Annotated in this window: 23 protein-coding genes and 1 pseudogene; 17 read left to right on the forward strand and 7 right to left on the reverse strand. The window is 64.6% G+C overall.

Annotated features, from left to right (window positions below):
• Nucleotides 1-19 precede the first annotated feature (19 nt).
• Nucleotides 20-1039: a zinc-dependent alcohol dehydrogenase family protein gene (locus GA645_RS10400; protein WP_152222407.1), complete on the forward strand. Its 1020-nt coding sequence runs from the start codon at nt 20-22 to the stop codon at nt 1037-1039.
• A 325-nt stretch (nt 1040-1364) separates the two neighbouring features.
• Here the strand turns inward: GA645_RS10400 and GA645_RS10405 are convergent, their stop codons facing one another.
• On the reverse strand, nt 1365-1712 hold the full coding sequence (locus GA645_RS10405) for a GFA family protein (protein WP_152222408.1): 348 nt from the start codon (nt 1710-1712) through the stop codon (nt 1365-1367).
• A gap of 102 nt (nt 1713-1814) precedes the next feature.
• Between GA645_RS10405 and GA645_RS10410 the strand changes: the two genes are divergently transcribed.
• Together GA645_RS10410 and GA645_RS10415 are read left to right on the forward strand one after the other, a co-directional pair.
• Nucleotides 1815-2093 carry a hypothetical protein gene (locus GA645_RS10410; RefSeq protein ID WP_152222410.1) on the forward strand — a complete coding sequence of 93 codons (279 nt, stop codon included), beginning with the start codon at nt 1815-1817 and terminating at the stop codon, nt 2091-2093.
• A 229-nt stretch (nt 2094-2322) separates the two neighbouring features.
• Complete coding sequence (locus tag GA645_RS10415) at nt 2323-2931, forward strand: flavin reductase family protein (RefSeq protein WP_152222412.1); 609 nt, start codon at nt 2323-2325, stop codon at nt 2929-2931.
• Nucleotides 2932-2944: 13 nt separating this feature from the next.
• On the opposite strand, the gene GA645_RS10420 is transcribed toward GA645_RS10415, so the two are convergent.
• Nucleotides 2945-3319 (reverse strand): hypothetical protein, encoded by a 375-nt coding sequence (locus GA645_RS10420; protein WP_152222414.1) that lies wholly within the window; start codon nt 3317-3319, stop codon nt 2945-2947.
• 1266 nt (nt 3320-4585) lie between these two features.
• On the opposite strand from GA645_RS10420, the pseudogene GA645_RS29270 reads away from it, so the two are divergent.
• Both GA645_RS29270 and GA645_RS29275 read left to right on the forward strand, forming a co-directional pair.
• Nucleotides 4586-4636 (forward strand): annotated as a pseudogene (locus GA645_RS29270) (hypothetical protein); the annotation flags it as partial.
• Nucleotides 4637-4837: 201 nt separating this feature from the next.
• A complete protein-coding gene (locus GA645_RS29275; RefSeq protein WP_372239804.1) occupies nt 4838-5542 on the forward strand; it encodes a methyl-accepting chemotaxis protein in 705 nt (234 codons plus the stop codon).
• Here the strand turns inward: GA645_RS29275 and GA645_RS10430 are convergent.
• On the reverse strand, nt 5510-7246 hold the full coding sequence (locus GA645_RS10430) for a SulP family inorganic anion transporter (RefSeq protein WP_152222419.1): 1737 nt from the start codon (nt 7244-7246) through the stop codon (nt 5510-5512). The two genes, GA645_RS29275 and GA645_RS10430, sit on opposite strands and share 33 nt — an antisense overlap.
• Before the next feature lie 544 nt (nt 7247-7790).
• Entirely contained in the window at nt 7791-8795 is a 1005-nt protein-coding gene (locus GA645_RS10435) for an NADP-dependent oxidoreductase (RefSeq protein WP_152222421.1), read from the reverse strand.
• Between the two features lie 220 nt (nt 8796-9015).
• Between GA645_RS10435 and GA645_RS10440 the strand changes: the two genes are divergently transcribed.
• The 7 genes from GA645_RS10440 (at nt 9016) to GA645_RS10470 (ending at nt 17580) form a co-directional block, all read left to right on the forward strand.
• Complete coding sequence (locus GA645_RS10440; protein ID WP_152222423.1) at nt 9016-9777, forward strand: SDR family oxidoreductase; 762 nt, start codon at nt 9016-9018, stop codon at nt 9775-9777.
• 249 nt (nt 9778-10026) lie between these two features.
• Nucleotides 10027-10917 (forward strand): bile acid:sodium symporter family protein, encoded by an 891-nt coding sequence (locus tag GA645_RS10445; RefSeq protein ID WP_152222425.1) that lies wholly within the window; start codon nt 10027-10029, stop codon nt 10915-10917.
• Nucleotides 10918-11170: 253 nt separating this feature from the next.
• The gene (locus GA645_RS10450) at nt 11171-11710 is read left to right on the forward strand and encodes a fimbrial protein (protein WP_152222427.1); all 540 of its coding nucleotides are present in this window, start codon (nt 11171-11173) and stop codon (nt 11708-11710) included.
• Nucleotides 11711-11822: 112 nt separating this feature from the next.
• Nucleotides 11823-12572 carry a molecular chaperone gene (locus GA645_RS10455; protein WP_152222429.1) on the forward strand — a complete coding sequence of 250 codons (750 nt, stop codon included), beginning with the start codon at nt 11823-11825 and terminating at the stop codon, nt 12570-12572.
• 501 nt (nt 12573-13073) lie between these two features.
• On the forward strand, nt 13074-15617 hold the full coding sequence (locus GA645_RS10460) for a fimbria/pilus outer membrane usher protein (RefSeq protein ID WP_152222431.1): 2544 nt from the start codon (nt 13074-13076) through the stop codon (nt 15615-15617).
• Nucleotides 15618-15662: 45 nt separating this feature from the next.
• Nucleotides 15663-16691: a fimbrial protein gene (locus GA645_RS10465; RefSeq protein ID WP_152222433.1), complete on the forward strand. Its 1029-nt coding sequence runs from the start codon at nt 15663-15665 to the stop codon at nt 16689-16691.
• A gap of 589 nt (nt 16692-17280) precedes the next feature.
• Nucleotides 17281-17580: a LasR-specific antiactivator QslA gene (locus tag GA645_RS10470; RefSeq protein WP_152222446.1), complete on the forward strand. Its 300-nt coding sequence runs from the start codon at nt 17281-17283 to the stop codon at nt 17578-17580.
• A 491-nt stretch (nt 17581-18071) separates the two neighbouring features.
• Here the strand turns inward: GA645_RS10470 and GA645_RS10475 are convergent, their stop codons facing one another.
• A complete protein-coding gene (locus GA645_RS10475) occupies nt 18072-19271 on the reverse strand; it encodes a benzoate/H(+) symporter BenE family transporter (RefSeq protein WP_152222448.1) in 1200 nt (399 codons plus the stop codon).
• Nucleotides 19272-19284: 13 nt separating this feature from the next.
• Complete coding sequence (locus GA645_RS10480) at nt 19285-19887, reverse strand: LysE family translocator (protein ID WP_152222450.1); 603 nt, start codon at nt 19885-19887, stop codon at nt 19285-19287.
• 172 nt (nt 19888-20059) lie between these two features.
• On the opposite strand from GA645_RS10480, the gene GA645_RS10485 reads away from it, so the two are divergent.
• Complete coding sequence (locus GA645_RS10485; protein WP_152222452.1) at nt 20060-20701, forward strand: hypothetical protein; 642 nt, start codon at nt 20060-20062, stop codon at nt 20699-20701.
• Here GA645_RS10485 and GA645_RS10490 read toward each other — a convergent pair.
• Nucleotides 20698-21141 (reverse strand): MarR family winged helix-turn-helix transcriptional regulator, encoded by a 444-nt coding sequence (locus GA645_RS10490; protein ID WP_152222454.1) that lies wholly within the window; start codon nt 21139-21141, stop codon nt 20698-20700. The two genes, GA645_RS10485 and GA645_RS10490, sit on opposite strands and share 4 nt — an antisense overlap.
• Nucleotides 21142-21222: 81 nt before the next feature.
• Between GA645_RS10490 and GA645_RS10495 the strand changes: the two genes are divergently transcribed.
• The 4 genes from GA645_RS10495 (at nt 21223) to GA645_RS10510 (ending at nt 24933) form a co-directional block, all read left to right on the forward strand.
• Nucleotides 21223-22389 (forward strand): PLP-dependent aminotransferase family protein, encoded by a 1167-nt coding sequence (locus GA645_RS10495; protein WP_152222456.1) that lies wholly within the window; start codon nt 21223-21225, stop codon nt 22387-22389.
• Between the two features lie 9 nt (nt 22390-22398).
• Nucleotides 22399-23001 carry a glutathione S-transferase family protein gene (locus tag GA645_RS10500; RefSeq protein ID WP_152222459.1) on the forward strand — a complete coding sequence of 201 codons (603 nt, stop codon included), beginning with the start codon at nt 22399-22401 and terminating at the stop codon, nt 22999-23001.
• Nucleotides 23002-23523: 522 nt separating this feature from the next.
• On the forward strand, nt 23524-23985 hold the full coding sequence (locus tag GA645_RS10505; protein WP_152222461.1) for a bacteriohemerythrin: 462 nt from the start codon (nt 23524-23526) through the stop codon (nt 23983-23985).
• Nucleotides 23986-24084: 99 nt separating this feature from the next.
• Nucleotides 24085-24933: a cache domain-containing protein gene (locus GA645_RS10510; protein WP_178119516.1), complete on the forward strand. Its 849-nt coding sequence runs from the start codon at nt 24085-24087 to the stop codon at nt 24931-24933.
• Nucleotides 24934-24942: the final 9 nt, after the last annotated feature.

Here is a 24942-nt window from a genome sequence, read left to right on the forward strand (position 1 = left end):
TTAAAAGGCGAGGTATGTGATGTCCCGCATGATCCGTTTCCACCAGTTCGGTGACGCCTCGGTCCTGAAGATCGAGGACCTGCCGACCCCGCAACCGGGGCCGGGTGAAGTGCTGATCCGTACCCAGGCACTGGGCGTCAGTTGGCGCGACGTGCTCTGGCGGCAGAACCTCGCCCCGGATCAGGCCAAGCTGCCAGCGGGCATCGGTTATGAACTCTCCGGCATCGTCGAGGCCGTGGGCGAAGGGGTCGATGACCTCGAACCCGGTACCCCGGTGGCCAGCTTCCCGGCCAACTCGCCGAACCAGTACCCGGCCTGGGGCGACCACGTCGTCCTGCCGCGCACGTCACTGACGCGCTACCCCGAGGTGCTGAGCCCGGTCGAGGCCTCCGTGCATTACACCGGCCTGCTGTATTCCTACTTTGCGCTGGTGGAACTGGCGCAGATCAAGCCCGGCCAGCGCGTGCTGATCACCGAGGCCGGTCACTGCCTGGCGCCGCAAGCCGTGCAACTGGCCAAGGCACTCGGCGCCCAGGTGATCGCCACCACCAGCCACGAGGAGAGCCGTGCCTTCCTCAAGGGCCTGGGTGCGGACAAGATCATTTACACCGAGGAACAGGACCTGGTGCTGGAAGTCGAGCGCTTCACCAAGGGCGAAGGCGTGGAGATCGTCCTCGACCAGTGCGCCGGCCCGCAGATGAAGCTGCTGGGAGACGTGGCCGCGCCGCGCGGCAAGCTGATCCTCTACGGCATCAACGGTGGCAACGACGCAGCCTTCCCGGCCTGTGCCGCGTTCAAGAAGCACCTGCAGTTCTATCGTCACTGCGTACTGGACTTCACTGGCCAGCCGGAAATCGGCCTGACCCGCAACGACGACGCCGTGCAGCGCGCGCTGACCGCGATCAACCAGATGACCGCCGACCAGTTGCTCAAGCCGAGCATCGACCGGGTGTTCGACTTCGCCCAGTACCGCGACGCCAACTACTACATGGAAACCTGCCCGGGCGGTGGCCGTGTGGTGATGAAGATGCCGGAGTGATCCGTCATCGGTAGCTGAAAAAAAGGCCACTCTTCGGAGTGGCTTTTTTGTGCCTGTTGTTCCGGCATGAGGGCCGACGGGCTTGCGCCCGTGATCGCGGATAAGGTCCGCTCCTACGACAACCCGTCGGCGCTGAAGCGGCTCTACTAGGGCAACTGCCTTTTTGCGTCCTTGTAGGATGGCGTAGAGCGAAGCGAAACCCATCAATACCGTGCACCGACAGCATGGGTATCGCTTCGCTCCACCCATCCTACGGGCAGCGGCAACACAAGGCCTGACGCACGATTCCTGTGGGGCACGCCTCATGCCCTGCTGATCATCCTGTCTACACGCTCTTGCCGTCGTACTCCCGAACCTTCAGCCCACTCACATCCACCTCCGGCAGGCAACGCACGTTGATTGCGGCGATCGGGGTGCCGTCGGGCATCGCCCCGTACGCCAGCGGCGCACAACCACAGGTAGGGCAGAACTGGTGCTTGATCCGGTGGGTATTGAAGGTATAGGTACTCATGGCACTTTCCGGCGTGGTCAGGCGCAGCTTGTCCCGCGGCACGAACCACAGCAGCGAGCCGCGCCGGCTGCAGATCGAACAGTTGCACTGGGTGACTTCGCCGATCTCGCCTTCCACCTCGAAGGCAATGCCGCCGCAATGGCAGCTTCCGTGATACAGCATGGTCGTGCTCCTACGTTGCGTGGACGAACAGGCAGTGTAGTCCGGCGCAAGCGGCGAGGGCCGACTAAGCTGGAAGTCGCATGCACAACCAAGGAGGTCGTCATGAAGGCACTTTACGCTGTACTCGCCGCCAGCCTGTTGCTGGCCGGCTGCTCGGGTTCCTCGGTCAATCGCGAAAGCTGCGCCACCGAACTGAACGCGGCCTGGAAGGAGCTGGATCTGGCCAAGGCCGAGGGCTTCGCCGGCACCGTCAGCTACTCCAAGGCATTCACCCTGATCACCGCCGCCAAGACCGAGCAGCAGGTTGAGTCTTACGAAGGCTGCCTCGACAAGGCCAGCAAGGCCCGTTACTACATCAAGGAGTCGCGCGCCGGACGTTAGGTTCTGTACGGAAAGTGTCTCCGCATCGGTGATGCTTCGTTAAAAATCGGTTCGGACTGCTCATTAACGGCATGTTAACTCCGCGCCCTCACCGATTTTTGCCTCGCCTGACCTTCGCTCGACGACTTTCGTACAGAACCTCGCGCTGTTGTGCCTGGAGGCTCTGGCGCGGGCATAATCGCCGGGCGGACGGACGCACCGATCCGTCCGGCAGTCAGGGGAACCTCGCATGCAACTCGATTTCACCATCCTCGCGCCCGCCGACGCCTACCGTTGGCTGGCCTCCACCGTCACCCCGCGTCCGATCGCCTGGGTCTCCACGCTGTCCGCCGAGGGCAAGAGCAACCTCGCGCCGTTCAGCTTCTTCCAGGTCATCAGCGACGAGCCGCCGACCCTGATGGTCAACACCAGCGTGCGTGACGACGGCAGCGTGAAGGACACCCTGCGCAACGTTCGCGAAACCGGCGAGCTGGTCATCCACCTGGTCAGTGCCGCCCAGGCCGAGGCGATGAACGCCACCGCCGCCTGGCTGCCCCACGGCGTCAGCGAGATCGAGCATGCCGGCATCGCTATTGTGTCCAGCGAGCGCGTGGCGGCGCCGCGCGTGGTCGGCGCGCCGGTGGCCTTCGAGTGCCAGCTGGCCGAGATCATTCCCTATCCGGCGGACAACCCCAGCGCCTACCTGATCTTTGCCCGGGTGCTGCTGGCGCACGTCGACGACAAGGTGATGCGCGACGAGCGCCATGTCGATCCGGCGAAGCTGGACCTGGTGGGGCGCCTGGGGGGAACCCAGTACAGCTACACCCGCGACACCTTCAGCATGATCCGCCCCAAGTAGACCCGCTCCAGGCTCAGGCGAACTCCAGCACCAGGCCCAGGTGCCAGCGGTTGCCGCTGAGCCTCGCCGCGTCCAGCCGTTCGCCCAGGGCGAACAGCTCCTGCAGCAGGGCGGGGCGGTTGGTGAACTCCTGCTCCCGACCCTGGCACAGGCCGACAATGGTGTGTGCCAGGCGCCGGCCAATGGCGGCGTCGAACCAGCAGGAGAGCAACTCGCCCTTGGTTTCGTCGCATTCGAAGGGGCAGAGGAAGTGCGCAACAGGCGGCAGCTTCCATTGTTTCAGCAAGGGGTCGATCCGTTGCTGCTCGCGGTACAGCTCCGGCAGTTGCAGCTCGACGGGGAATCCGGCGATCGGGCGCTGCAGGACCAGTCGATAGTGGGCATGCATTCGCGCACCTCGGGTCAAAGAAGAGGTGTCGGAATTTGCCCCGTGGCCCTATGACGGCGCTGTCGGCATCGTCTGCGAATTGGGTCTGAAATCTCCTGTCAGTGTTCTGGATGCGACCTGCACGTATCTGCCAGCAGCATCGCGGTGCCATCACCGTCCCGGACTCTATCCAGCGTCAAACGGCGCTCCTAATGTTCCCCGGAAAAATGACGACAACGAACAGGAGACCTTCGCACCGAAGGATCGCCTGCATGCGGGGGAGATGCCATGGTTGCGCTCGTGCAACGACGTCTGGCCGATATGGGAACGGCGAAGAAACTGGCCATCGGATTTGGCCTGGTGCTGTTGTTGACGGCGCTGGTGGCGGCCATCGGCGTCGCCTCGCTGCGTTCGATCTCCCAGCGCTTCGAGCTGCTCAATGATCTGTCGGCGATCAACCGCTCCGTTCTGGAGATGCGTCTGCGCGAGAAGGACTTCGTGCTCGATGGCAACCCTGCCGCTGCGCAAGACCTGCGCAAGCTCGCCGCGCAGTTGGGCGAGAGGGTTGCGCGGCTCAAGGCGCTGCCCGAACAGGCGGCGACCATGACGCAGGTGGAGCAGGGCATCGCGGACTACCTGGCCGCCTTCGACCGCTTCGAGCAGTCCAGCAAGAGCCGGCGCCTGTCGCTGGATGCCGCGAGCTGGTCGGTGAGCGGCGCCTCCAACAGCCTGGACATCCTGCAATCGAGCCTCGCCGACGACGGCGCCTACGAGTTGAAGGAGTCCCAGGGGCAGAAAGGTGAGGCGCTGCTGCAGCAGGCCGGCCAGGTCAGCCAGTTGTCGCGCCTGGTGTTGCAGGGGCTCAACGAAGCCCGCTCGCGCCTGGAGGCGGGCGGCGAAGACAAGCCGGCGGATGGCCGCATCAAGTCCGCCGCCGAGGCACTGGAACTTTCCAGCAAACTGCAGACGAGCATCACCGATCCGACCTATGTCTCGGTGCTCAAGGATGTGGTCACCAACATCAACGCCTTCGTCGAGAAGCTCGACGAATACACCGCCGCCCTGCAGCAGGAAAAGCAGGTGCACGCGCAGATGCGTGAGCGCTCGGAGCAGGTCATGCAGCGGGTGGATGACGCCTACGCCGCGCAGCAATCGGCTATGCTCGCCGGGCTGCGCACCAACACCGGGCTGATCCTCGGTTCGGCGGCGCTGGCGCTGCTGGTGGGGGCGTTGGCAGCGCTGCTGATCACCTTGATGATCGTGCGCCCATTGCGCCAGGTGATCGGCATGGCCAGCCGCATCGCGGAGGGTGACCTGAGCGCCAGTATCGAGGTGCGGCGCAAGGATGAAGTGGGGCAACTGATGCTGGCCGTGGCGAGCATGGCTGACAGCCTGCGCGGCATCGTCAGCCGCCTGCGTGACGGCGTCGGGCAGATCACCGCATCGGCGCAGGCGTTGTCCGGCGTTACCGAGCGCACTCAGCTCGGGGTGAACACGCAGAAGGCCGAGACCGACCAGGTCGCCACCGCGATGAACCAGATGGCCGCCACTGTCCACGACGTGGCGCGCAATGCCGAAGAGGCCGCCAGCTCCGCCGAGCAGGCCGACGGCAAGGTGGCCAGCGGGCAGGAAGTAGTGCGCCAGACCCTCGGTCGCATCGAGCAGCTGGCCGACGCGGTGCGTACCGCCACCCAGAGCATCGAGCAGCTCGGCCGCGAGAGCCAGAACATCGGCAGCGTGCTCGACGTGATCAAGAGCGTTGCCGAGCAGACCAACCTGCTGGCCCTCAACGCCGCCATCGAGGCCGCGCGGGCAGGGGAGCAGGGGCGAGGTTTCGCCGTGGTCGCCGATGAGGTGCGGGCGCTGGCGCGGCGCACCCAGCAATCCACGTCCGAGATCGAAAGCCTGATCTCAGCCCTGCAGAGCGACGCCGCCACCTCGGTGCAACGCATGCAGCGTAGCCATGCGCTGGTGGAAATGACCGTGGGCGATGCGGTGCAGACCGAAGCGGCGCTGGGCACCATCGCCTCGGCGGTGGCGGTGATCCACCAGATGAACCAGCAGATCGCCGCCGCGTCCGAACAGCAGAGCGCGGTGGCCGAGGAAATCAGCCGCAGCGTCACCAGCATCCGTGGCATTGCCGACGAGTCGGCTCAGGCCATGGAATCCACCGCTTCGTCCAGCGTCGAGCTGGCGCAGCTCAGCCGTGAGCTACAGGGGCTGGTCGGGCAGTTTCGGTTGTAAGTGCTGCTCCCAGGTGTTCTGCGCCTTGCGCTGCCGGTGCCAGCGCTTGTAGGCGTTGACCCCGGCGCGCACCGAGCTGAACACCAGCGGCGGCTTCACTTCGCCCAGCGCGCCGGAGCGCACGAGCATCGCCAGCGTCTCGCCGGTGACCCGCGCGAGGGACAGGTGCACGCCCTGGGCATTGAGCGTCTGCTGCACTTCGCGCAGGGTCGTCAGGCCACTGATGTCCAGGTTGAGGATGCCCTCGGCGTTGAGCAGCACCGCACGCGGCTGGTGCGCCTCGGCCACCACTTCCAGCAGGCGCTGCTTGAAGTAGTCGGCATTGAAGAACAGCAGCGGCGCATCGAAGCGATAGATCACCAGGCCCGGCAGGGTATGGGCGTTGGGGTACTGCTCCACCTCCACCTGGCCGTCGATGCCGTGCACCCAGCCCATCACCGCGTCGTGCGGGCGATAGGTGAGATAGAGCAGGCGCAGCAGGGCAAGCATGATGGCGACGAAGATGCCCGGCAGCACGCCGACACTGAGTACGCCCACGGTGGTCAGCACGCACAGGGCGAGCTCGAACCGGCTCAGGTCCCAGAAGCCGCGCAGGGCCTTGAAGTCGATCAGGCCCCAGCCCGCCATCAGCAGCACCGCACCCAGCGCCGGCACCGGCACCCAGCCCAGCGGTTTGCTGAACAGCAGCAGGATCAGGCCGATCACCAGGGCGGCGACCACCCCGACCATCTGGCTCTTGCCGCCGACCATGTCGTTCACCGCGGTGCGCGAGTCTGCGCCGCTGATCACGAAGCCCTGGGATATCCCGGCACCGATATTGGCTATGCCCAGCGCCATGAACTCATGGTTGGCGTCGATGCTGTAGCCGTGGCGGGCGGCGAAGCTGCGCGCGGTGAGCATGGCGCTGCAGAAGCTGATGATGGTGATACCCATGGCATCGCGGAACAGGCTGCCCATCTCCTCGATGCTGGTGTGCGGCAGGGTCAGCGTAGGCAGGCCCTGGGGCACTTCGCCGAGCAGCTTGATGCCGTACTGGTCGAGCCCCAGCAGCGCCGCCGCCAGGGTGGCGAACAGCACGCCGACCAGGGCACCGGGGATCTTCGGATAGACACGCGGCAGGGTGATCATCAGCAGCAGCGTGGCGCTGCCCAGGGCCAGCGTTGGCAGGTGGGTGGCCTCAAGGTTGCGCAGCAGCGCGATCAGGCCGCGCAGAAAGCCGCTGGTCTCGCTGTGGTAGCCCAGCAGCTTGCCGAGCTGGCCGGCGATCAGGCTCAGGCCGATGCCGTTGAGATAGCCCACCAGCGTGGGCCGCGAAAGGAAGCTGGCGACGAACCCGGCGCGGGCGAAACCGGCGGCGATGGACAGCGCGCCGACCATCACCGCGACGATCATCGACAGCTGCAGCAGACGTTGCGGATCGCCGGCCGCCAGCGGCGTGATGGCCGCGGCGACCATGGCGGCGGTGGCGGCGTCCGGGCCGACCATCAACTGCCGCGAACTGCCCACCAGGGCGTAGATCAGCATCGGCAGGATGCAGGCATAAAGCCCGACCTGGGCGGGGAAGCCGATCATCTGCGCATAGGCAATGGCGGTGGGAATCTGCACCGCGGCGACCGACAGGCCAGCCTGGACATCGCGGCTCAGCCAGTCACGGCGATAGTGCAACAGGCTGTTCAGACCGGGCAGCCAGCGAGCGAGGGGCATCGGTGAATCTTCCTTGGGGACGACCAAGGGGCAAGCTTAGATGGATTGAGGCCTCGAGGCTTGTCGAAAATCAGTGAGATGGGGGGCGAAGGCTGCGAGTGAGGGGAGGTCATGATTGTAGGAGCGAGCTTGCTCGCGAACCGTCCAGCGCCGTAGGGCATACGGTTGTATGCCGATACACCTTAAGAGCGGTGTGGGTACGGCGGGCTCCCGTAGGAGCGGATCTTATCCGTGATCCGGCCGCCAGGCCGGCCACAACGGCTGTCCCGGCTTCGCCGGGATTTCGCGGAGAAGCTCCGCTCTTGCATTGCTTTTTGGATCCCCGCGTTCGCGGGGAAGACGATTGCGGAGAGCGGTGCATGACATCGTCACTCCCGCGAACGCGGGAGCCCAAAATACAGTCGCTTCTAAGGGAGCAGGTCGGCGCGGGGTCTGGATAGCTTTTCGTAGGAGCGGACTCTGTCCGCGATCAGTCTGGGCGCTCACGCCAAGGTATCGGCAGAGCGCGGTTCGCGAGCAAGCTCGCTCCTACAAGGGCTCGGCGTCAGACCTTCAGCACCAGCTTGCCGAAGTTCTCCCCGCTGAACAGCTTCGCCAGGGTTTCGGGGAAGGTTTCCAGCCCTTCGACGATGTCTTCCTTCGACTTCAGCTTGCCCTCGGCGATCCAGGTGGCCATGTCCTTGAAACCCTCGGGGAAGCGGCTGGCGTAGTCCATCACCACCATGCCCTCCATGCGCGCGCGGTTGACCAGCAGCGAGAGGTAGTTGGCCGGGCCGCGTACCGCTTCCTTGTTGTTGTACTGGCTGATCGCGCCGCAGATCACCACCCGCGCCCTGGGGGCGAGGCGAGCCAGCACGGCGTCGAGGATGTCGCCGCCGACGTTGTCGAAGAACACGTTCACGCCTTTGGGACACTCACGCTTGAGGCCGGCATGGATGTCCTCGGCCTTGTAATCGATGGCGCCGTCGAAGCCCAAATCCTCCACCAGGTAGCGGCACTTGTCGGCGCCGCCGGCGATTCCGACCACCCGGCAACCTTTGATCTTCGCGATCTGCCCGACCACGCTGCCCACCGCGCCGGCTGCGCCGGAGACCACCACGGTGTCACCTGCCTGGGGTTGGCCGACGTCGAGGAAGCCGAAGTAGGCGGTCATACCGGTCATGCCCAGCGCCGACAGGTACAGCGGCAGCGGGGCGCGCTGGCTGTCCACCTTGTAGAAGCCCTTGGGTTCGCCGAGGAAGTAGTCCTGCACGCCAAGTGCGCCGTTCACTTCGTCGCCGACCTTGTAGTCCGGGTGCTGCGAGCCGATCACCTGGCCCACGCCCAGGGCGCGCATCACGTCGCCGATGGCCACCGGGGCGATGTAGGACTTGGCGTCGTTCATCCAGCCGCGCATGGCCGGGTCCAGCGACAGGTACTGGTTTCTCACCAGGATCTGCCCGGGGCCGGGCTCGCCGACCGGGGTTTCCACATAGGCGAAGGTGTCGCGGGTGGCGGCGCCGACCGGGCGCTTGGCGAGCTGGAACTGGCGATTGATCTGGGCGGTCATGGCAGCGAACTCAAGGAGGGGAGAGCATTAGGTGATAGTCCGCGTGTCGCGCCGGGGCAAGTTCCGTGCGCCGGAGGAATGTTCACCCATCGGCTCCAGTGATCAGGGTTCGGCGTAATCATCATCGCGGTGGATGCCGTGACGTCGCCCCGCCTGATAGTGCTTCGCGCCGCTGGAGCGCTGGCTAGACTGCACCGGCACACCATTTCGAGGTTTTCTCATGAGTCAGCTGCTTTCCGGCCAGGTCGCCCTGGTCACTGGTGCCGGCAACGGCATTGGCCGCGCCACCGCCCAAGCCTTCGCCCAGCAGGGCGTGAAGGTCGTGGTCTCCGACGTCGATGCCAAAGGCGGCGCGGCCACCGTCGAGTTGATCCGCGCGGCTGGCGGCGACGCCACCTTCATCCGCTGCGACGTGACCCGCGATGCCGAGGTCAAGGCGTTGGTCGAGGGCACCGTGGCGGCGTATGGCCGCCTGGACTACGCCTTCAACAACGCCGGCATCGAGATCGAGAAGGGCAGGCTGGCGGAAGGCGAGGAAAGCGAGTTCGACGCCATCATGGGCGTCAACGTGAAGGGCGTCTGGCTGTGCATGAAACACCAGATTCCGGTGATGCTCGCCCAGGGTGGCGGCGCCATCGTCAACACCGCTTCCGTGGCCGGCCTGGGCGCCGCGCCGAAGATGAGCATCTACGCCGCCTCCAAGCACGCGGTGATCGGCCTGACCAAGTCCGCCGCCATCGAATACGCGAAGAAGAAGGTGCGCATCAACGCCGTCTGCCCGGCGGTGATCGACACCGACATGTTCCGCCGCGCCTACGAAGCGGACCCGAAGAAAGCCGAGTTCGCTGCCGCCATGCACCCGGTGGGGCGCGTTGGCCGCGTCGAGGAAATCGCCGCTGCCGTGCTTTACCTGTGCAGCGACAACGCCGGTTTCACGACTGGTGTGGCGTTGCCGGTGGATGGTGGGGCGACGGCGATCTGATCGTCCGGGGAGAGTCCCGTGTTCGGGCTGCCCCTCACCACCATTTCCATGGGGCACCTGTAGGAGCGGGCCATGCCCGCGATCGCGCGCATGGCGCGCTCCTACAGATGCTTGTCCGCACGATCCCAACCAGTTCGCTACAAGATTTCGCATTCTGTTACAGGAAGAAGTGGTTTTGGCCCGCAAGGCCAGTTACAAGCGCAGTCATGGCCGAAAGAATCGGCCGACTTCAGTTGGAGAATAATGACAATGACCAACGATCCCTTGCTGACCCTCTTCATGCCCATCGCCCTGGGCATCATCATGCTCGGCCTCGGCCTGTCCCTGACGATTGCCGATTTCGTCCGTGTCGTGCGCTATCCCAAGCCGGTCGTGATCGGGCTGGTCTGCCAGATCATCCTGCTGCCGCTGGCGTGCTTCCTGATCACCATTGGCTTCGCCCTGGAGGCCGCGCTGGCCGTGGGGATGATGCTGCTCGCCGCGGCGCCCGGCGGCACTACCGCCAACCTCTACAGCCACCTGGCCCACGGCGACGTGGCGTTGAACATCACGCTGACCGCGGTGAACTCGGTGATCGCCATCCTCACCATGCCGCTGATCGTCAACCTGTCGCTGCTGTACTTCATGGACGACGGCCAGACCATCCCGCTGCAGTTCGGCAAGGTGGTGCAGGTGTTCATCATCGTTCTCGGTCCGGTAGCCATCGGCATGCTCATCCGCCGCCAGTTGCCGCGCGTGGCGGCGGCGTTGCAGAAGCCGGTGAAGATTCTTTCCGCGCTGTTGCTGTTGGTGATCATCGTCCTGGCGGTGGCCAAGGATTGGCCGACCTTCGTCGCCTATGCACCCATCGTTGGTGCGGCGGCGCTGTGCTTCAACCTGCTCAGCCTCGCCGTCGGCTACTGGGTGCCGCGCCTGCTCAAGCTGCCCAAGCCGCAGGCGGTGGCCATCGGCATGGAGATCGGCATCCACAACGGCACCCTTGCCATCGCCCTGGCGCTCAGCCCCATGCTGCTGAACAACAAGACCATGGCGATCCCGGCCGCCATCTACGGTGTGCTGATGTTCTTTACCGCCGCCATCTTCGGCTGGTGGGTGAGCCGTGACGTGGTGAAGGCCGCGCCGGAGCAGGCGCCGGCCTGAGGCTGGAAGTCCCTCTATAGGAGCGGACTTTGTCCGCGATCGCGCGCATGGCGCGCTCCTACAGATGGGCGCTGTGGTTCGGTGAACTCCTGTGAGCGTGGATTCCTCCGCGACCGCTGGATAAGTAGAAATTTCCTACAGGCTGATAAGGACTTTACGGTAGGGCGATATCCCGCACGAGACCAGAATTTGGCCATCTCCTCCACTAATACCGGTGCAGGAGGCCCACTCACTCATGTAGGAATCTCGCCAAATGAAAAAGTCCCTGATCTCCCTCGCTACCCTGGCTGCCCTGGTTGCTTCTGCTCATCAGGCCCAGGCCTCCGACGGCACCATCAACTTCAACGGCAAGGTCCAGGACGTTACCTGCACCATCAAGATCAACGGTGCTGGCACCGGTGATGGCACCATCACTCTGCCGACTGTTTCCAAGACTTCCCTGGCCGGCGTCGGCACCACCGGTGGCGATACCAACTTCACCATCGACCTTTCCGGTTGCACTGGCAGCGAAGTCAGCGGCAACCCGGGTGTGGCGGTCTTCTTCGAACCGGGTGCCAACGTCACTTCCCTGGGCCGCCTGAAGAACACCGGCAGCGGCGCACCGGAAGTCGATCTGGCGATCTTCCGCAACGGCTCGGCCCTGCAACTGGGTGCTGCACCGGCTTCGGCATTCACTAATATCTCTGGTGCCGGCGCCAGCATGCCCTTCACCGTGAAGTACTACTCCAACTCCGCCACCCCGAGTGCAGGCGAAGTTAAGTCCAGCGTGACCTACTCGATCGTTTACCCGTAAAGCTCCAACGTTTACTCGTAAAACCGGCGCAATACCGGCAATGCAGCGCGAGGGCGACCGCAACGGTCTGCCCTCGCGTAGTCTGGATCGTCACTTTCAACGCGAGGTTCACATGAAACGTAGTTTGCTCGGTGGTCGTGCATGGGGGCTGCTGATGGCGGCCTGCCTGATGATCGGTCAAGCGCAGGCCTCCATCGTGATTACGGGAACCCGCGTGGTCTACGATGCGGCCCAGCGAGAAGTAACGGTCAAACTCAGCAACGACGGCCAGTCGCCCATGCTGGTGCAGTCGTGGATCGACGAAGGCAACGTCCAGGCGACACCCGATACCTCCGCCGCACCTTTCGTGCTCACCCCGCCCATCGCGCGGATCGACCCGAGCAAGGGGCAGGCGCTGCGCGTCCGCTACACCGGGCAGAAGAGTCTGCCGCAAGACAAGGAATCACTGTTCTGGCTCAACGTGCTGGAGGTTCCGCCGGCGTCGGCCGAAGGGCAGAACAAGTTGAAGATCGCCTTCCGCAGCCGCCTGAAGCTCTTTTATCGCCCAGCAGGATTACCGGGCAACCCCACTGCCGCGGCCGAGCAACTGCAATGGCGCCTACAGCAGAAGGGTGCCGAGTGGGCACTGGAGTGCCGCAATGACAGCCCGTACTACGTCTCCCTGGGCAAGGTCAGCGTCAGCGGAGGCGGGCAGACCGTCAGCCCGTCCCTCGACATCAACTCCAGCATGCTCGCTCCCGGCGAACGCAAGGTGCTGCCGCTCAAGAGCGCTGCTGCCCTCGCTTCGGGCGCCAAGGTGGCCTACACGAGCGTCAGCGACCTGGGTGCAATGATCGAGCACTCCCAGCCCCTGAAACCCTGATCTTCCCGCACTGATCCCTCCTGAGTCCGGCACCCGCAACAGGTGCCGGCCCTCTCTCTGGATAACGGCCCCAACACGCACCGTGAAAATGCGGGCCGTTCCTGTCCTTGCAGATAGCAAGCTAACTATTTGGCGAATTCCTACACGCGTGTCGGGAAAGTACGGTAGGGCGAATCGCACGTCAGGCAGAAACTGAACCCATCGCATCCGCACTGGCCCGCCAGACGGGGACCACTTCGAACCAGGGGTTCAAGCCATGGAAAAGCTGTTGATCACCACCACCGATGACGCAGCGCCACAGGTGTCATCCGGCGCTCCGCTTCCAGGCCCACGGCGAAGATTCGCCAGGCGCATCCGGATCACGTCGCCCTGATCCGAGCGGTCATACCCGCTTAGACCTCTTCTGACATCGCTCTTTCTGGACACCCGCCAAGGCGCCGGGAGGAGCCCGTTTATGCCCGAGAACAGGGGCCGTCCACAGGACACCCACGAGGCTCAATCATGAACAGCGTACGTCACCTCCAATCACGCAAGCCCAGCGCCTTCCAGCTCAAGCCGCTGGCACTGGCCGTCTGCCTGTTGAGCGGCCTTTGCTGCGGCCTGGCACTGGCGGGGCCGGATGACGGTGAAGTGGCCAACTTCGAGAGCGACATGCTCTGGGGGCAGGGTGCGCGTTCGATGAACCTGTCGCGCTTTCGTGAAAGCAACCTGGTCGAGCCGGGTGTCTACAACCTGGCCGTGCAGCTCAATGGAACGCCGCTCGGTCCTCAGGACATCCACTTTGTCGCTGGCGACCAGCCCGGCCATGGCAAAGCCTGCTTCTCGCGCCTCCAGCTGGAGCAGTTCGGCGTCAAGCTCGACCAACTGCCGCAGGACAAACTGACCGGCGACTGCCTTGACCTGGCGAGCCTTATCGAAGGCGCCAGTGCCAGCGTCGATGTCGGCGAGCAGCGGTTGGACCTGAGCATTCCCCAGGCCATGCTGCGCCGCAACCCGCGTGGCTACGTCAGCCCCGAGCGCTGGGACCGTGGCGTCAATGCCGGCTTCCTCGACTACAACCTCAACGGCTACCAGAGCAGCAGCCAGGGCAGCGACCAGCAGACCGCCTATGCCAGCCTCAACGGCGGGCTGAACCTGGGCGACTGGCGCCTGCGCCAGCGCTCGTCGCTCAACTGGGGGCAGGACGGCAAGTCCCTGCAGAACCTCGCCACCTTCGCCCAGCGCGACGTCGACGCCCTCCGCTCCCAACTGACCCTCGGCGATGCCTATACCGATGGCGATCTGTTCGACTCGGTCCCCATGCGTGGCGTGCGTCTGAATAGCGACGACCGCATGCTGCCTGACTCCCAGCGCGGCTACGCGCCGGTCGTGCGTGGCATCGCCGCCACCAACGCCCGCGTCACCATTCGCCAGAACGGCTACATCATCCACGAGGAGACCGTTGCCCCCGGCGCCTTCGAGATTAGTGACCTCAATCCCACCAGCGACAACGGCGACCTCGACGTCACCGTGACCGAAGCCAGCGGCCAGGAAAGCCACTTCACCGTGCCGTTCTCCTCGGTGGCCCGCTCCCTGCGCCCCGGCGTCTCGCGCTACACCGCAAGCGTCGGCCAGGTGCGGGACCTCACCTATGGCTACAGCCCCTACGTCGCCCAGGCCACCTACCAGCGCGGCATCACCAACAGCATCACCGCCTACACCGGCAGTTCGATCTCCGACGGCTACACCTCCGCGCTCCTGGGTGGCGTGCTCAATACCGAGTACGGCGCCTTCGGCGCGGACCTGACCCAGGCCAGCACAGACCTGGAGGGGCAGCAGTACAGCGGCCGCTCGGTGCGCATCAGCTACAACAAGATCCTCGAGAGCACCGGCACCAACTTCACGGTTGCGTCCTACCGCTACTCCACCGATGGCTATTTCGGCCTCAACGATGCCCTGAACGCCCGTGACCAACTTCAGGCGTTTGGCGACCAGAACGGCGGTGCCGACGCCATCCACCGCGCCCGCAGTCGCAGTGAGATCAACGTCAGCCAGAACATCGGGCGTGGATACCTGTTCGTCAGCGGTTCTGTGCAGAACTACTGGAACGACACTGGCTCCGATACCCAGTTCCAGGCCGGCTACAACCACAGCTGGAACTGGGGCAGCGCATCCGTCAGCGCCTCCCGCACCCAGGACGCCTTCGGCGGTTCCGAGAACCAGGTACTGCTCAGCGTCTCCCTGCCCATCGGTTCGGCCGGCAGCAATCGCCCGTACCTCACCAGCAGCGTCAGCCATAGCAGCAGTGGCGCCAGCAACCTGCAGAGCACCCTGAGCGGCACCGCCGGCAAGGACGGCCAGATCAACTACGGCATCACCAGCGCCTACGACAGCCCAGCTGACGGCCAGAGCGCCGCAAGCCTGGGCGGCAATGCCCAGTACCGTGACTCCTATGGCACTCTCAATGGCTCCGTGAGCCAGGGCAGCGACTACCGTCAGGTCTCGGCCGGCATCGCCGGATCAGTGGTCGCCCATCCCAATGGCATCACCTTCGGCCAGAGCCTGGGCGACAGCATCGCCATCATCGACGCCCCCGGTGCAGCCGGTGCCCAGGTCAGCAATGCCAGTAACGTCAAGCTCGATGGCCAGGGCCAGGCCGTGGTGCCGTACCTGACGGCCTACCGCGTGAACACCCTGGAGCTGGACCCCAAGGGCCTGTCCGACGATGTCGAACTCAAGAGCACCACGCAGGAAGTCGTACCGCGCAGCGGCTCGGTCATGCTGGTCAAGTTCGAAGCGGTTACCGGCCACGCGCTGCTGATCCAGAGCCGCCAAGGCGACGGTAGCCCGCTGCCCTTCGGCGCCAGTGTCTACGATGAGAAAAACCAGGAAGTCGGCGTAGTCGGGCAGGGCGGCAAGATCTTCGTCCGTGTAGAGAAGGACGCTGGCGAACTGCATGTTCCGTTGGATGACGGTCGGCAATGCGCTATTCACTACCAGGCGACTCCCCGAGTGGGCGGGGCGTCCGGCGAGCAAATGGAAACCCTTCATCAAGCCTGTGAGTAATGAACCATTTGGCCATGACGGCCAATCGGGAGAAGGAGAGCGGTCATGATTGTGCGGTCGATGTCTGTCGTGAGATTGCTGATGGTCAGCGCGCTATTGCTATTGCACCTGCCGGTGGCACTCGCGAAGGTAACGTGCACGGCGGTAACAGGCATGACTCTGAATCTACCAGCCACTATTACAGCTCCCCGTGACCGGTCGTTGGGCACTCCGCTGACCAGTTGGATTACGGTCGGCAGCGTGGTCACAGAAAATGGTTGCACCTACAACGATGCATCTACTGTCTATACGCAGGCGCGTGCCATTTTGACTCCCACCGGAAAACGAGTCACCGATGGTGGGGTCAGTTATGCCGTATTTTCCACGTCGGTGTCCGGCGTAGGGTTGATACTGTCCATCAAGGACGCCGGTGGTGCATGGATGGCAGCGGAGGCTACAACCATGGACCTGCTCAAGGCCGCGGTAACGTCCTATGGGACCTTTGCATCTGGCCGGCTGGTGGCCACGGGGGACGCGATCAGTACCGGGGTATTGCCCGCCATGACTGTTGGTGAGCAATTCATCACCGAGAAGAGTTCCGGAAGCTCCACCACGCCTAAGGCTGCCATCAAGATCACCAGCACCAGCATAACGGCGCAGACCTGCTCGGTGGATGCCGGCTCGGTGAACATTCCGGTGAATCTGGCCATCACCAGCTCGTCAAAACTCCAGGGGCCAGTAGGCACTACGGACGGCAATGCGAGCTTCAACGTCCGACTCAATTGCAATACGGGGGTGAACGTCTTCATGACGCTCAGTGACGCCAATAACCTGGGCAATACCTCCGATACCCTCACGCTCAGCCCCAGCCTGGTCCAGGCAAAGGGGGTGGGGATTCAGATCCGGCGAAATGGCTCTCCGGTACGCTTCGGCCCGGACTCTTCTGCGGCGGGCAACACCAACCAGATTTCCGTCGGTGCCTCACCCAACGGCGTGCTGACCATTCCCTTCACGGCCAACTACATCAAGACGGCGACTACGGTGCGTCCCGGTGAGGCCAATGCCGTGGCCACCTACACGCTTTCCTACCAATGAATTCCAGGCGGTTGCCGAGCCGGCTTCATCCTACGCAAATGCGACAAGGTACTCAGGAAGCGTCCTGCACAGGCATCGGAAGAGCCTGTAGCATGCCGCGTTGCTGCGCCTGCATGGCCGCCGGTAAGGTCTCCGGGTCGCGACGGTTGTCGTGACCTGGGCGTGGAAACCCGGTGTTTTCTTTGCAGGCGCGGTAGCGCCATGGTGGTTCGACTGGCGCTTTTTTGTGCCCGTCGATTGCTATCTATGGCGGGCCGTGCAAGGCGGGCTTCGGCCCGGCCGGGGTTCCTGCAAAGCCGGTATTTCCACCCTTGCGCGGCTCGCCTCCTTATCCGTGGAAAGATTGGGGCGGCTCTAACTCTTTGCAGGAGATACGAGTATGCATTACCCCGCTTTTACCCCCGGGCACCGCCCGCGAACCTCACCCGTTTCCCTTCCATTGACTAGTCCAATTCGCCGCCCCCCGGCGTCGCTCGCATTCGCCTGAGGCTTGCGGCAGATCGCCGGGCGCGGCTTGCCTGGCGATCCTTTGGCATTCCAGTCATTCAGTGGCCGCGCCGCTCGGGCGTGGCACACAAGGAGTCAGTCAATGGGACACGAACTACCCGAACTCCCCCGCGCGTTCTGGACCCATGTGCCGTCCGCCGATGGCCAGCCCGGCTTTAGCCTGGACTGGCCGGAGGACTGTCAGGGCGCCATGGACGAGGCCGTTCAACGGGTCGAGCGCTGGTTCGGCGAACACCATAAATCCAGCCTGTGGATCGCGCTCTTCATCGGCCGCGACAAGCAGGAGGGAGGCTGCCAGCGCGTTGCCTATGAAACGGCGTTCCTCTGGCGGTTGCAGCAGCGGTTGATGGCCACTACTGCTGGAGCCGCTCCAGAGGCGTGACGGGTGGCTTATTGCTACAGTGCTCGTGCTTCATCGCGGACGAAGTCCGCTCCTGCATTGTTTTCTGGGTGATTCCCCTTCGGGCCAGCGCAAGCGCTGTTCGCGATGAAGCCGCGTCCCGCGTTCGCGGGGATGACGAGGGTGGAGAGCGGTGCATAACACCGTCACTCCCGCGAATGCGGGAGCCTAGAAGACAGTGGCTCCTACGAAGAACGGCTCAGCAGCGCGGCGATCCGCAGGGATCTTCACCGTAGGAGCAACTGTCTTCTGGGCTATTCGCTGCGCTCACCCTTCGGGCGCACTGAAGTGCGGCCAGCGCAAGTGCTGTCCCGAAGGGGATCACCCAGCAAACAGGGTACAAGCGGACCTTGTCCGCGAAGGACTTCCCGGCAACTCCGTTGCTGGGTGGTTCGCGAGCAAGCTCGCTGCTACAAGGCAGCGAGCCGGCTCGTGAGTCCCGACGTTGCAATCCGAAGCATCGTCGACCCAGTTCAGGGCGCGCGGCGCCAGTTCAGCACCAGCTGTGTCAGCAGGCCCGCCACCAGTCCCCAGAAGGCCGAGCCCACGGAGAACAGGGTGAAGCCCGAGGCGGTGACCAGGAAGGTGACCATCGCCGCTTCGCGCTGGCGCGCTTCGGCCATGGCGTTGGTCAGGCCGTTGGTGATGGAACCGAGCAGGGCCAGCGCCGCGATGGACAGCACCAGTGCCTTGGGCAACGCGGCGAACAGCGCGGCCAGGGTGGCGCCGAAGATGCCGGCCACGCCGTAGAACAGCCCGCACCAGAGCGCGGCGGTGTAGCGCTTGCGCGGGTTCTCGTGGGCTTCCGGGCCGGTGCAGATGGCCGCGCTGATGGCTGCCAGGTTGATGCCGTGGGAGCCGAAGGGTGCCAGCAGCAGCGAGGCGATGCCGGTTACCGAGATCAGCGGCGAGGCCGCCACCTGGTAGCCGTCGGCGCGCAACACGGCCAGCCCCGGCATGTTCTGCGAGGCCATGGCGACGATGAACAGCGGAATCGCGATGCTGATGGTGGCGGCCAGGGAGAAGCTTGGCGTGGTCCATACCGGACGCGCCACTTCGAGCTGGAAGTGGCTGAAATCGAGCAGGCCGAGGAAGCCGGCGAGGGCGACGCCCACCAGCAGCGCGGCGAACACCGCGTAGCGCGGCGAAAGGCGCTTGGCCAGCAGGTAGCTGAGGAACATCGCCACCACCAGCAGGGTTTGCTGTTCGGCGGCGTGGAGGATTTCCACGCAGATGCGGAACAGCACGCCGGCCAGCAGGGCGGCGGCCAGCGAGCCGGGCACCTGGCGCATCAGGCGGTCGAAGCTGCCGGTGACGCCGCACAGGGTGATCAGCGCGGCACACACGATGAAGGCGCCGATGGCCTCGCCATAGGGCACGCCGGGCAGGCTGCTGATCAGCAGCGCGGCGCCGGGGGTGGACCAGGCGATGACGATGGGCGTGCGGTAGCGCAGGGTCAGGCCGATGGTGGTCAGCGCCATGCCGATGGACAGCGCCCAGATCCACGAGGAAATCTGCGCGGTGGAAAGCCCGGCTGCCTGGCCGGCCTGGAACATCAGCACCAGCGAGCTGGTGTAGCCGGTGAGCATGGCAACGAAGCCGGCGACGATGGCGGCGGGGGAGGAGTCGGCCAGCGGGCGCAGCGGCGCGGAGGCGGGAGTGGTGTCAGTCATGCACGAACTTCCATCAGGTGCTGGAGAGCAAAGGATAGAGCGAGGCGACCAGCAGGGCCGCCATGCCGAGATTGAACAGGCGCAGCCGCAGCGGGTCTTCCAGCCAGCGCCGCAACAGGCTGCCGATGATCGTCCAGACGCCCACGCTGGGCAGGTTGACCACGGCGAACAGGGTGGCCAGGAGGATCACGTTGCTGATGAAGGCGTCGGGCGGCAAGTAGGTGGCGATGGCGCCCACCGCCATGACCCAGGCCTTGGGATTGATCCACTGGAAGGCGGCGGCCTGGAGGAAGCTCATCGGTTTGGCGTTGTTCTCGCCGGCCGCCTCGGGAGCGCCGGCGCGGGCGATCTTCCACGCAAGGTAAAGCAGGTAGGCGCCGCCGGCGTAGCGCAGCGCCTGGTAGCTCGCTGGGAAGCGCTCGAACAGCTGGTGCAGCCCGGTGCCCACGGCGACCACCAGCAGCAGGAAGCCGATGCTGATGCCGAGCATGTGCGGGATGGTGCGGCGGATGCCGAAGTTCACGCCCGAGGCCAGCAACATCATGTTGTTGGGGCCGGGGGTGATGGAGGTGACGAAGGCGAACAGCACGAAGGCGCCGAGGAGTTCGAAGGGCATGACGGAATACCGGTCTTGTTCTTGTGCAAGCTGACTGTGCTTGCAGACTAATCCCGGTAACGGAGGCTGTCCCGTAACAGCCAGTGGCCGAGTGGGCCGTACAGTCGCGGTGGCACGCGCCGCCTTGGCGAAGTATGTTGCACCTCCATCGTCAGCCTGGAGCCAACGGTCCATGGAGCAGAACCCTTACGCCGCCCCGAAGGTGGAGCTGGTGGACGCACGGGCGCCGGAGCCTTTCCTGCATGGGCGCTGGAGTGCCGGCGGTTTGCGGGTGCTCGCGGGGTTGTGCCTGGCGCTGCTGCTGACCGAGCTGGTGCTGCTGGGGATGTCGATCGTCAATCGCCTGCCGGGCTTTGCGACCGTTCCGCAACTGGAGGTTTGGATGAGCGTGCTGAGCGTATTGCTCGGCTGCTTCCTGACCTGGCGCTGCACCCGCTTCCTGGAGGATCGCTTCGGCGCCCGTGGCCTGCGCTGGCCGATGGCGATCTCGATTGCCCTGGCGGTGCTGATGCAGCTCCACAGCATGGTGTTCGACGTCGAGTTCAACGAAGTCCACAGCGCCGCGACCCTGGTGTTCCTGCTGATGTTCCTGCCCAGCGGCATCGCCCAGCTCTGGTATGGCATCCGGGTGCTGAAGATCCCGCTGCCTTACCCTTCCGTGAAGGTGATGGGCTGGTTCGACGTGGTGGTCGGCGGCTGCCTGGCGACGGTCATCCTGTTCGTGCCCGGCACGCTGCTGGCGATGGCCGGCGCCATCCCGCTGGCGCTGATGTTCCTGCGCGGTGCGCGGGAGCTGGAAAGCGCGGCGGGTTAGTCCCGCTCCTGCGGATGGGCGATGGCCTGGTTCACCGCCATCCAGCCCCTGACCGCGTCCTCGCCGGCCTCGCTGAAGGCACGCTGCAACAGCCGGTCCTGTTCGCGGCGCAGGGCCTTTTCCAGCTTGCTGCCTTCGGCTGTCAGTTCCAGCAGGCGCTTGCGCCTGTCGCTGTCGGCCGCTTCGCTGCGGATCAGGCTCATTTCCAGCAGTTGGCGCAGCGGGGTATTCAGCGCCTGCTTGGTCACGCCCAGGGCGGCCAGCAACTGGCTGACGCTCAGGCCCGGCTTGCGCGCGATGAAGAACAGGATGCGGTGGTGGACGCGGCTCAGTCCACGGCGGGCGAGCATCTCGTCGGGCTTCGCGGTGAAGGCCCGGTAACTGTAGAAGAAGGCTTCGATGGCCTGGAGCTGAAGTGCGCTTTTTATTAGGTCAGGCATATTGACGTATCCGTCCTGGGCGTCGTAGCTTCGGTCAAGCAGTTTGACTCATTCTTCCGTGCTGACGCTACCGGTGACCTCATGGCCTTCTCCGAACGCATTGCCCGTCTGAAAAGCTCCCTGATTCGTGAAATCCTTGCCGCGGCGCAGCGTCCGGAAGTGATGTCCTTCGCCGGCGGACTGCCTGCCGAGGCCATGTTGCCGAAGGTGGACTGGGACGCGATGCCGAAGAGCATGGGCCAGTACGGCATGAGCGAGGGCGAGCCGGCGCTGCGCGAGGCTATCGCCACCGAAGCCCGGCGCCTGGGCGTGCCCTGCGAGGCGAGCCAGGTGCTGATCGTCAGCGGCTCGCAGCAGACGCTCGATCTGGCCAGCAAGCTGTTCATCGATCCGGGCACCGAAGTGCTGCTCGAAGCGCCGACCTACCTCGCCGCGTTGCAGGCATTCCAGCTGTTCGGGGCGAACTGCCTGACCGTGCCGCTGGGCGCCGAAGGCCCGGACGTGGCCGCCTTGCGCCAACGGCTGGAGACCAGCAAGCCGTCCTTCGCCTACCTGATCCCGACCTTCCAGAATCCGTCCGGCGTGCGCTACAGCGAGCAGCGCCGCGATGAAGTCGCCGCTGTGCTCGACGAGTTCGGCGTGACCCTGATCGAAGACGAACCCTACCGCGAGCTGGTGTTCGACGACGGCGCCGCGACCCCGCTGGTCAGCCGCCTGAAGAAGGCCAGCTGGATCTACACCGGCACCGTCTCCAAGACGCTGCTGCCGGGCCTGCGCGTGGGCTTTTTGATCGCCACCCCGGACCTGTTCCCGCACCTGCTGCGCCTGAAGCAGTCCGCCGACCTGCACACCAACCGCGTCGGCCAGTGGCAGGCGCTGCAGTGGTTCGGCACCGAGGCCTACCGTGGCCACCTGGCCGAGCTGCGCGATTTCTACCGCATCCGCCGCGACGCCATGCAGGCGCAGCTGGAGGAGCACTTCGCCGGGCTGGCCGAGTGGAACGTGCCGCAGGGAGGCCTGTTCTTCTGGCTGAAGCTCAAAGATCCTCTGGATACCCGCACGCTGCTGGACGCGGCCCTGGCGCAGAACGTAGCCTTCATGCCCGGTGAGCCCTTCTTCACCCAACCGGATGCCAACCCCGGCTACCTGCGGCTGAACTTCAGCCATGTGGCACCGGAGCGCGCGGGCGAGGGCCTGCGCCGCCTGGCCGCCGTGATCCGCGACGCCCAAACCGCCAACGCCAGCTAAGGAGCGACCATGTACACCGTCTACGGCGATCAACTCTCCGGCAACTGCTACAAGGTCAAACTGGCCCTGCACCTGCTCGGCCTGCCTTACCAGTGGCGCGATATCAATATCCTCAAGGGCGAGACCCAGACCGCCGAATTCCTGGCCAAGAACCCCAACGGCAAGGTGCCGGTGCTGGAGCTGGAAGACGGCACCTGCCTGTGGGAGTCCAACGCCATCCTCAACTTCCTCGCCGACGGTAGCGACCTGCTGCCCAGCGAGCCGCGCCTGCGCACCCAGGTGCTGCAATGGCAGTTCTTCGAGCAGTACAGCCATGAGCCCTACGTGGCGGTGGCGCGCTTCATCGAGTTCTACCTCGGCCTGCCCGAGGAGCGCCGCGAGGAGTACGCCGCGTGCCACAAGGGTGGCTACAAGGCGCTGAAGGTGATGGAGAAGCAGCTGGAGCAGACGCCGTACCTGGTAGGTGACAACTACTCCATCGCCGACATCACCCTCTACGCCTACACCCACGTGGCGCACCAGGGCGGCTTCGACCTGTCGAACTTCCCGGCGATCAATGCCTGGCTGGCGCGGGTGGCCGACCATCCCCGGCATGTGACCATGCAGGACTGAGCGTCCCGCACCGCACCTGAAAACGCCGCTTCCCGTGAAGCGGCGTTTTTGCTTCTGCCCGCGCATCTTCCTTGTAGGAGCCACTGTCTTTTGGTCTATTCGCTGCGCTCACCCTTCGGGCCGCACTGAAGTGCGTTCAGCGCAAGCGCTGTCCCGCGTTCGCGGGAGTGACGGGGTGAGATTCGCGCTCCTCTGCGTCATCCCCGCGAACGCGGGACGCGGCTTCATCGCGAACAGCGCTTGCGCTGGCCCGAAGGGGAATCACCCAGAAAACAATGTAGGAGCGGGCCATGCCCGCGATCGCGCCCATGGGGCGCTCCTACACGAGCGCTATGCAATTCGTCCGATACGACTTTCGTCTAAAAAACTCTAAATATCATGTGCTTAGGCCAATTTCACTTGACCCGCATCATGACGATCTCTTTTCGCGCTCTCTAACCTTGCCCGGCTGCATGCGGTCGATCTGATGTGGCCGGGTGCGAGTGGCAGGCAGTGTCGTCGCCCGGCGAGTGAGGGGGGAAGATGGCCTATCTGGTCTGGCAGGAGGATCTCAATACCGGGATTCAGGTAATCGACACGCAGCACAAGCGTATCGTCGAGATGATCAATCAGCTGCACGACGCACAGGCGCAGCACGACCGGGCGCTGCTGGGCAGCGTGATCGAGGAGCTGGTCGACTACACCCTTTCGCATTTCGCCTTCGAGGAGACCCTGCTGGAGGACTCCGGCTACCAGTTCACCCGCGCCCACAAGAAGGTGCACGAACTGTTCATCAAGCGGGTTTCCGACTACCGCATGCGCTTCGAATCCGGCGAGGACGTGGCCGATGAGCTCAAGGGCCTGCTGGGGCGCTGGCTGTTCAATCACATCCGCAACGATGACGCCAACTACGTGGAGTCGGTGAAATCCAGCATGCAGGAGCTGACCCGCGACCAGGGCCAGGGAGGCTGGCTGTCGCGCTCGATGAAGCGCTTCTTCGGCTGATTCATCGGGGAAATCGGCCCAACCCCGACGCGAACCCCCCGGGGCTATCTATGCTCAGTGCTACATAACGACAAGGCATGCCATTGGGGGTTCATCGGTATGAAAACGCTGTTGAAATCGCTGTTGCTGGTTTCCCTGCTGACGTCTGCATTTTCCCTGTTTGCCGCACAGTCCACTGCGCCGAGCGAAGCCAAGCGCGCCCAGGCGCTGCTGGCCAAGGCGGTGGCCTATTACAAGAAGGAGGGCGACCAGGCCTTTGCGGCGTTCAGCCGCCAGGGCGAGTTCGTAGATGGTGACCTCTACCTCTTCGTGGTGGACAGCAACGGCACCATGCTCGCCAGCGGCGGGCCTTCGGTGGTGCTGATCGGCCGCGATGTGTCGACGACGCTCGATCCCGCCCTGCGCGAGCAGTTCGCCAAGACGCTCGCCCAGCCCGCGACCGGGAAGGTGCAGCAGACGGACTATCGCTGGAAGAACTGGGCCGATGGCCGCACCGAGCACAAGCACGTGTACTACGAGCGGGTCGGCGATCGCTTCATCGCCACCGGCTACTACGTGCCGCGCGCCACGCCGGAGCGGGCGGTGGCGATGCTGGACAAGGCGGTGCAGGCCGTCGAAGCCGACCCGGATGGCACCTTCCGCAAGATCAACTCACTCGATCGCAGCTTCATCGAAGACGATCTCTATGTGTTCGCCGTCGATCTCGATACCTCGAAGTTCGTCGCCCACGGCTTCAACAGCCGCATGGTCGGCACCGATTTCGCCTCGCTGAAGGACCCGGGCGGCAACCCGGTCGGCCCTGCCATGCTGGAGCTGGCGCGTGCCAAGGGGGACGGGGAGTTCGAATACCAGTGGCGCAACCCTGTGACCACCCGGGTGGAGAACAAGCACGCCTTCCTGCGCAAGGTCGGCCACTACATGGTCGCGGTGGGTTACTACACGCGCTGATCACGAAAA

The sequence above is a fragment of the Pseudomonas sp. SCB32 genome (genome assembly GCF_009189165.1).
Lineage (GTDB): Bacteria > Pseudomonadota > Gammaproteobacteria > Pseudomonadales > Pseudomonadaceae > Pseudomonas.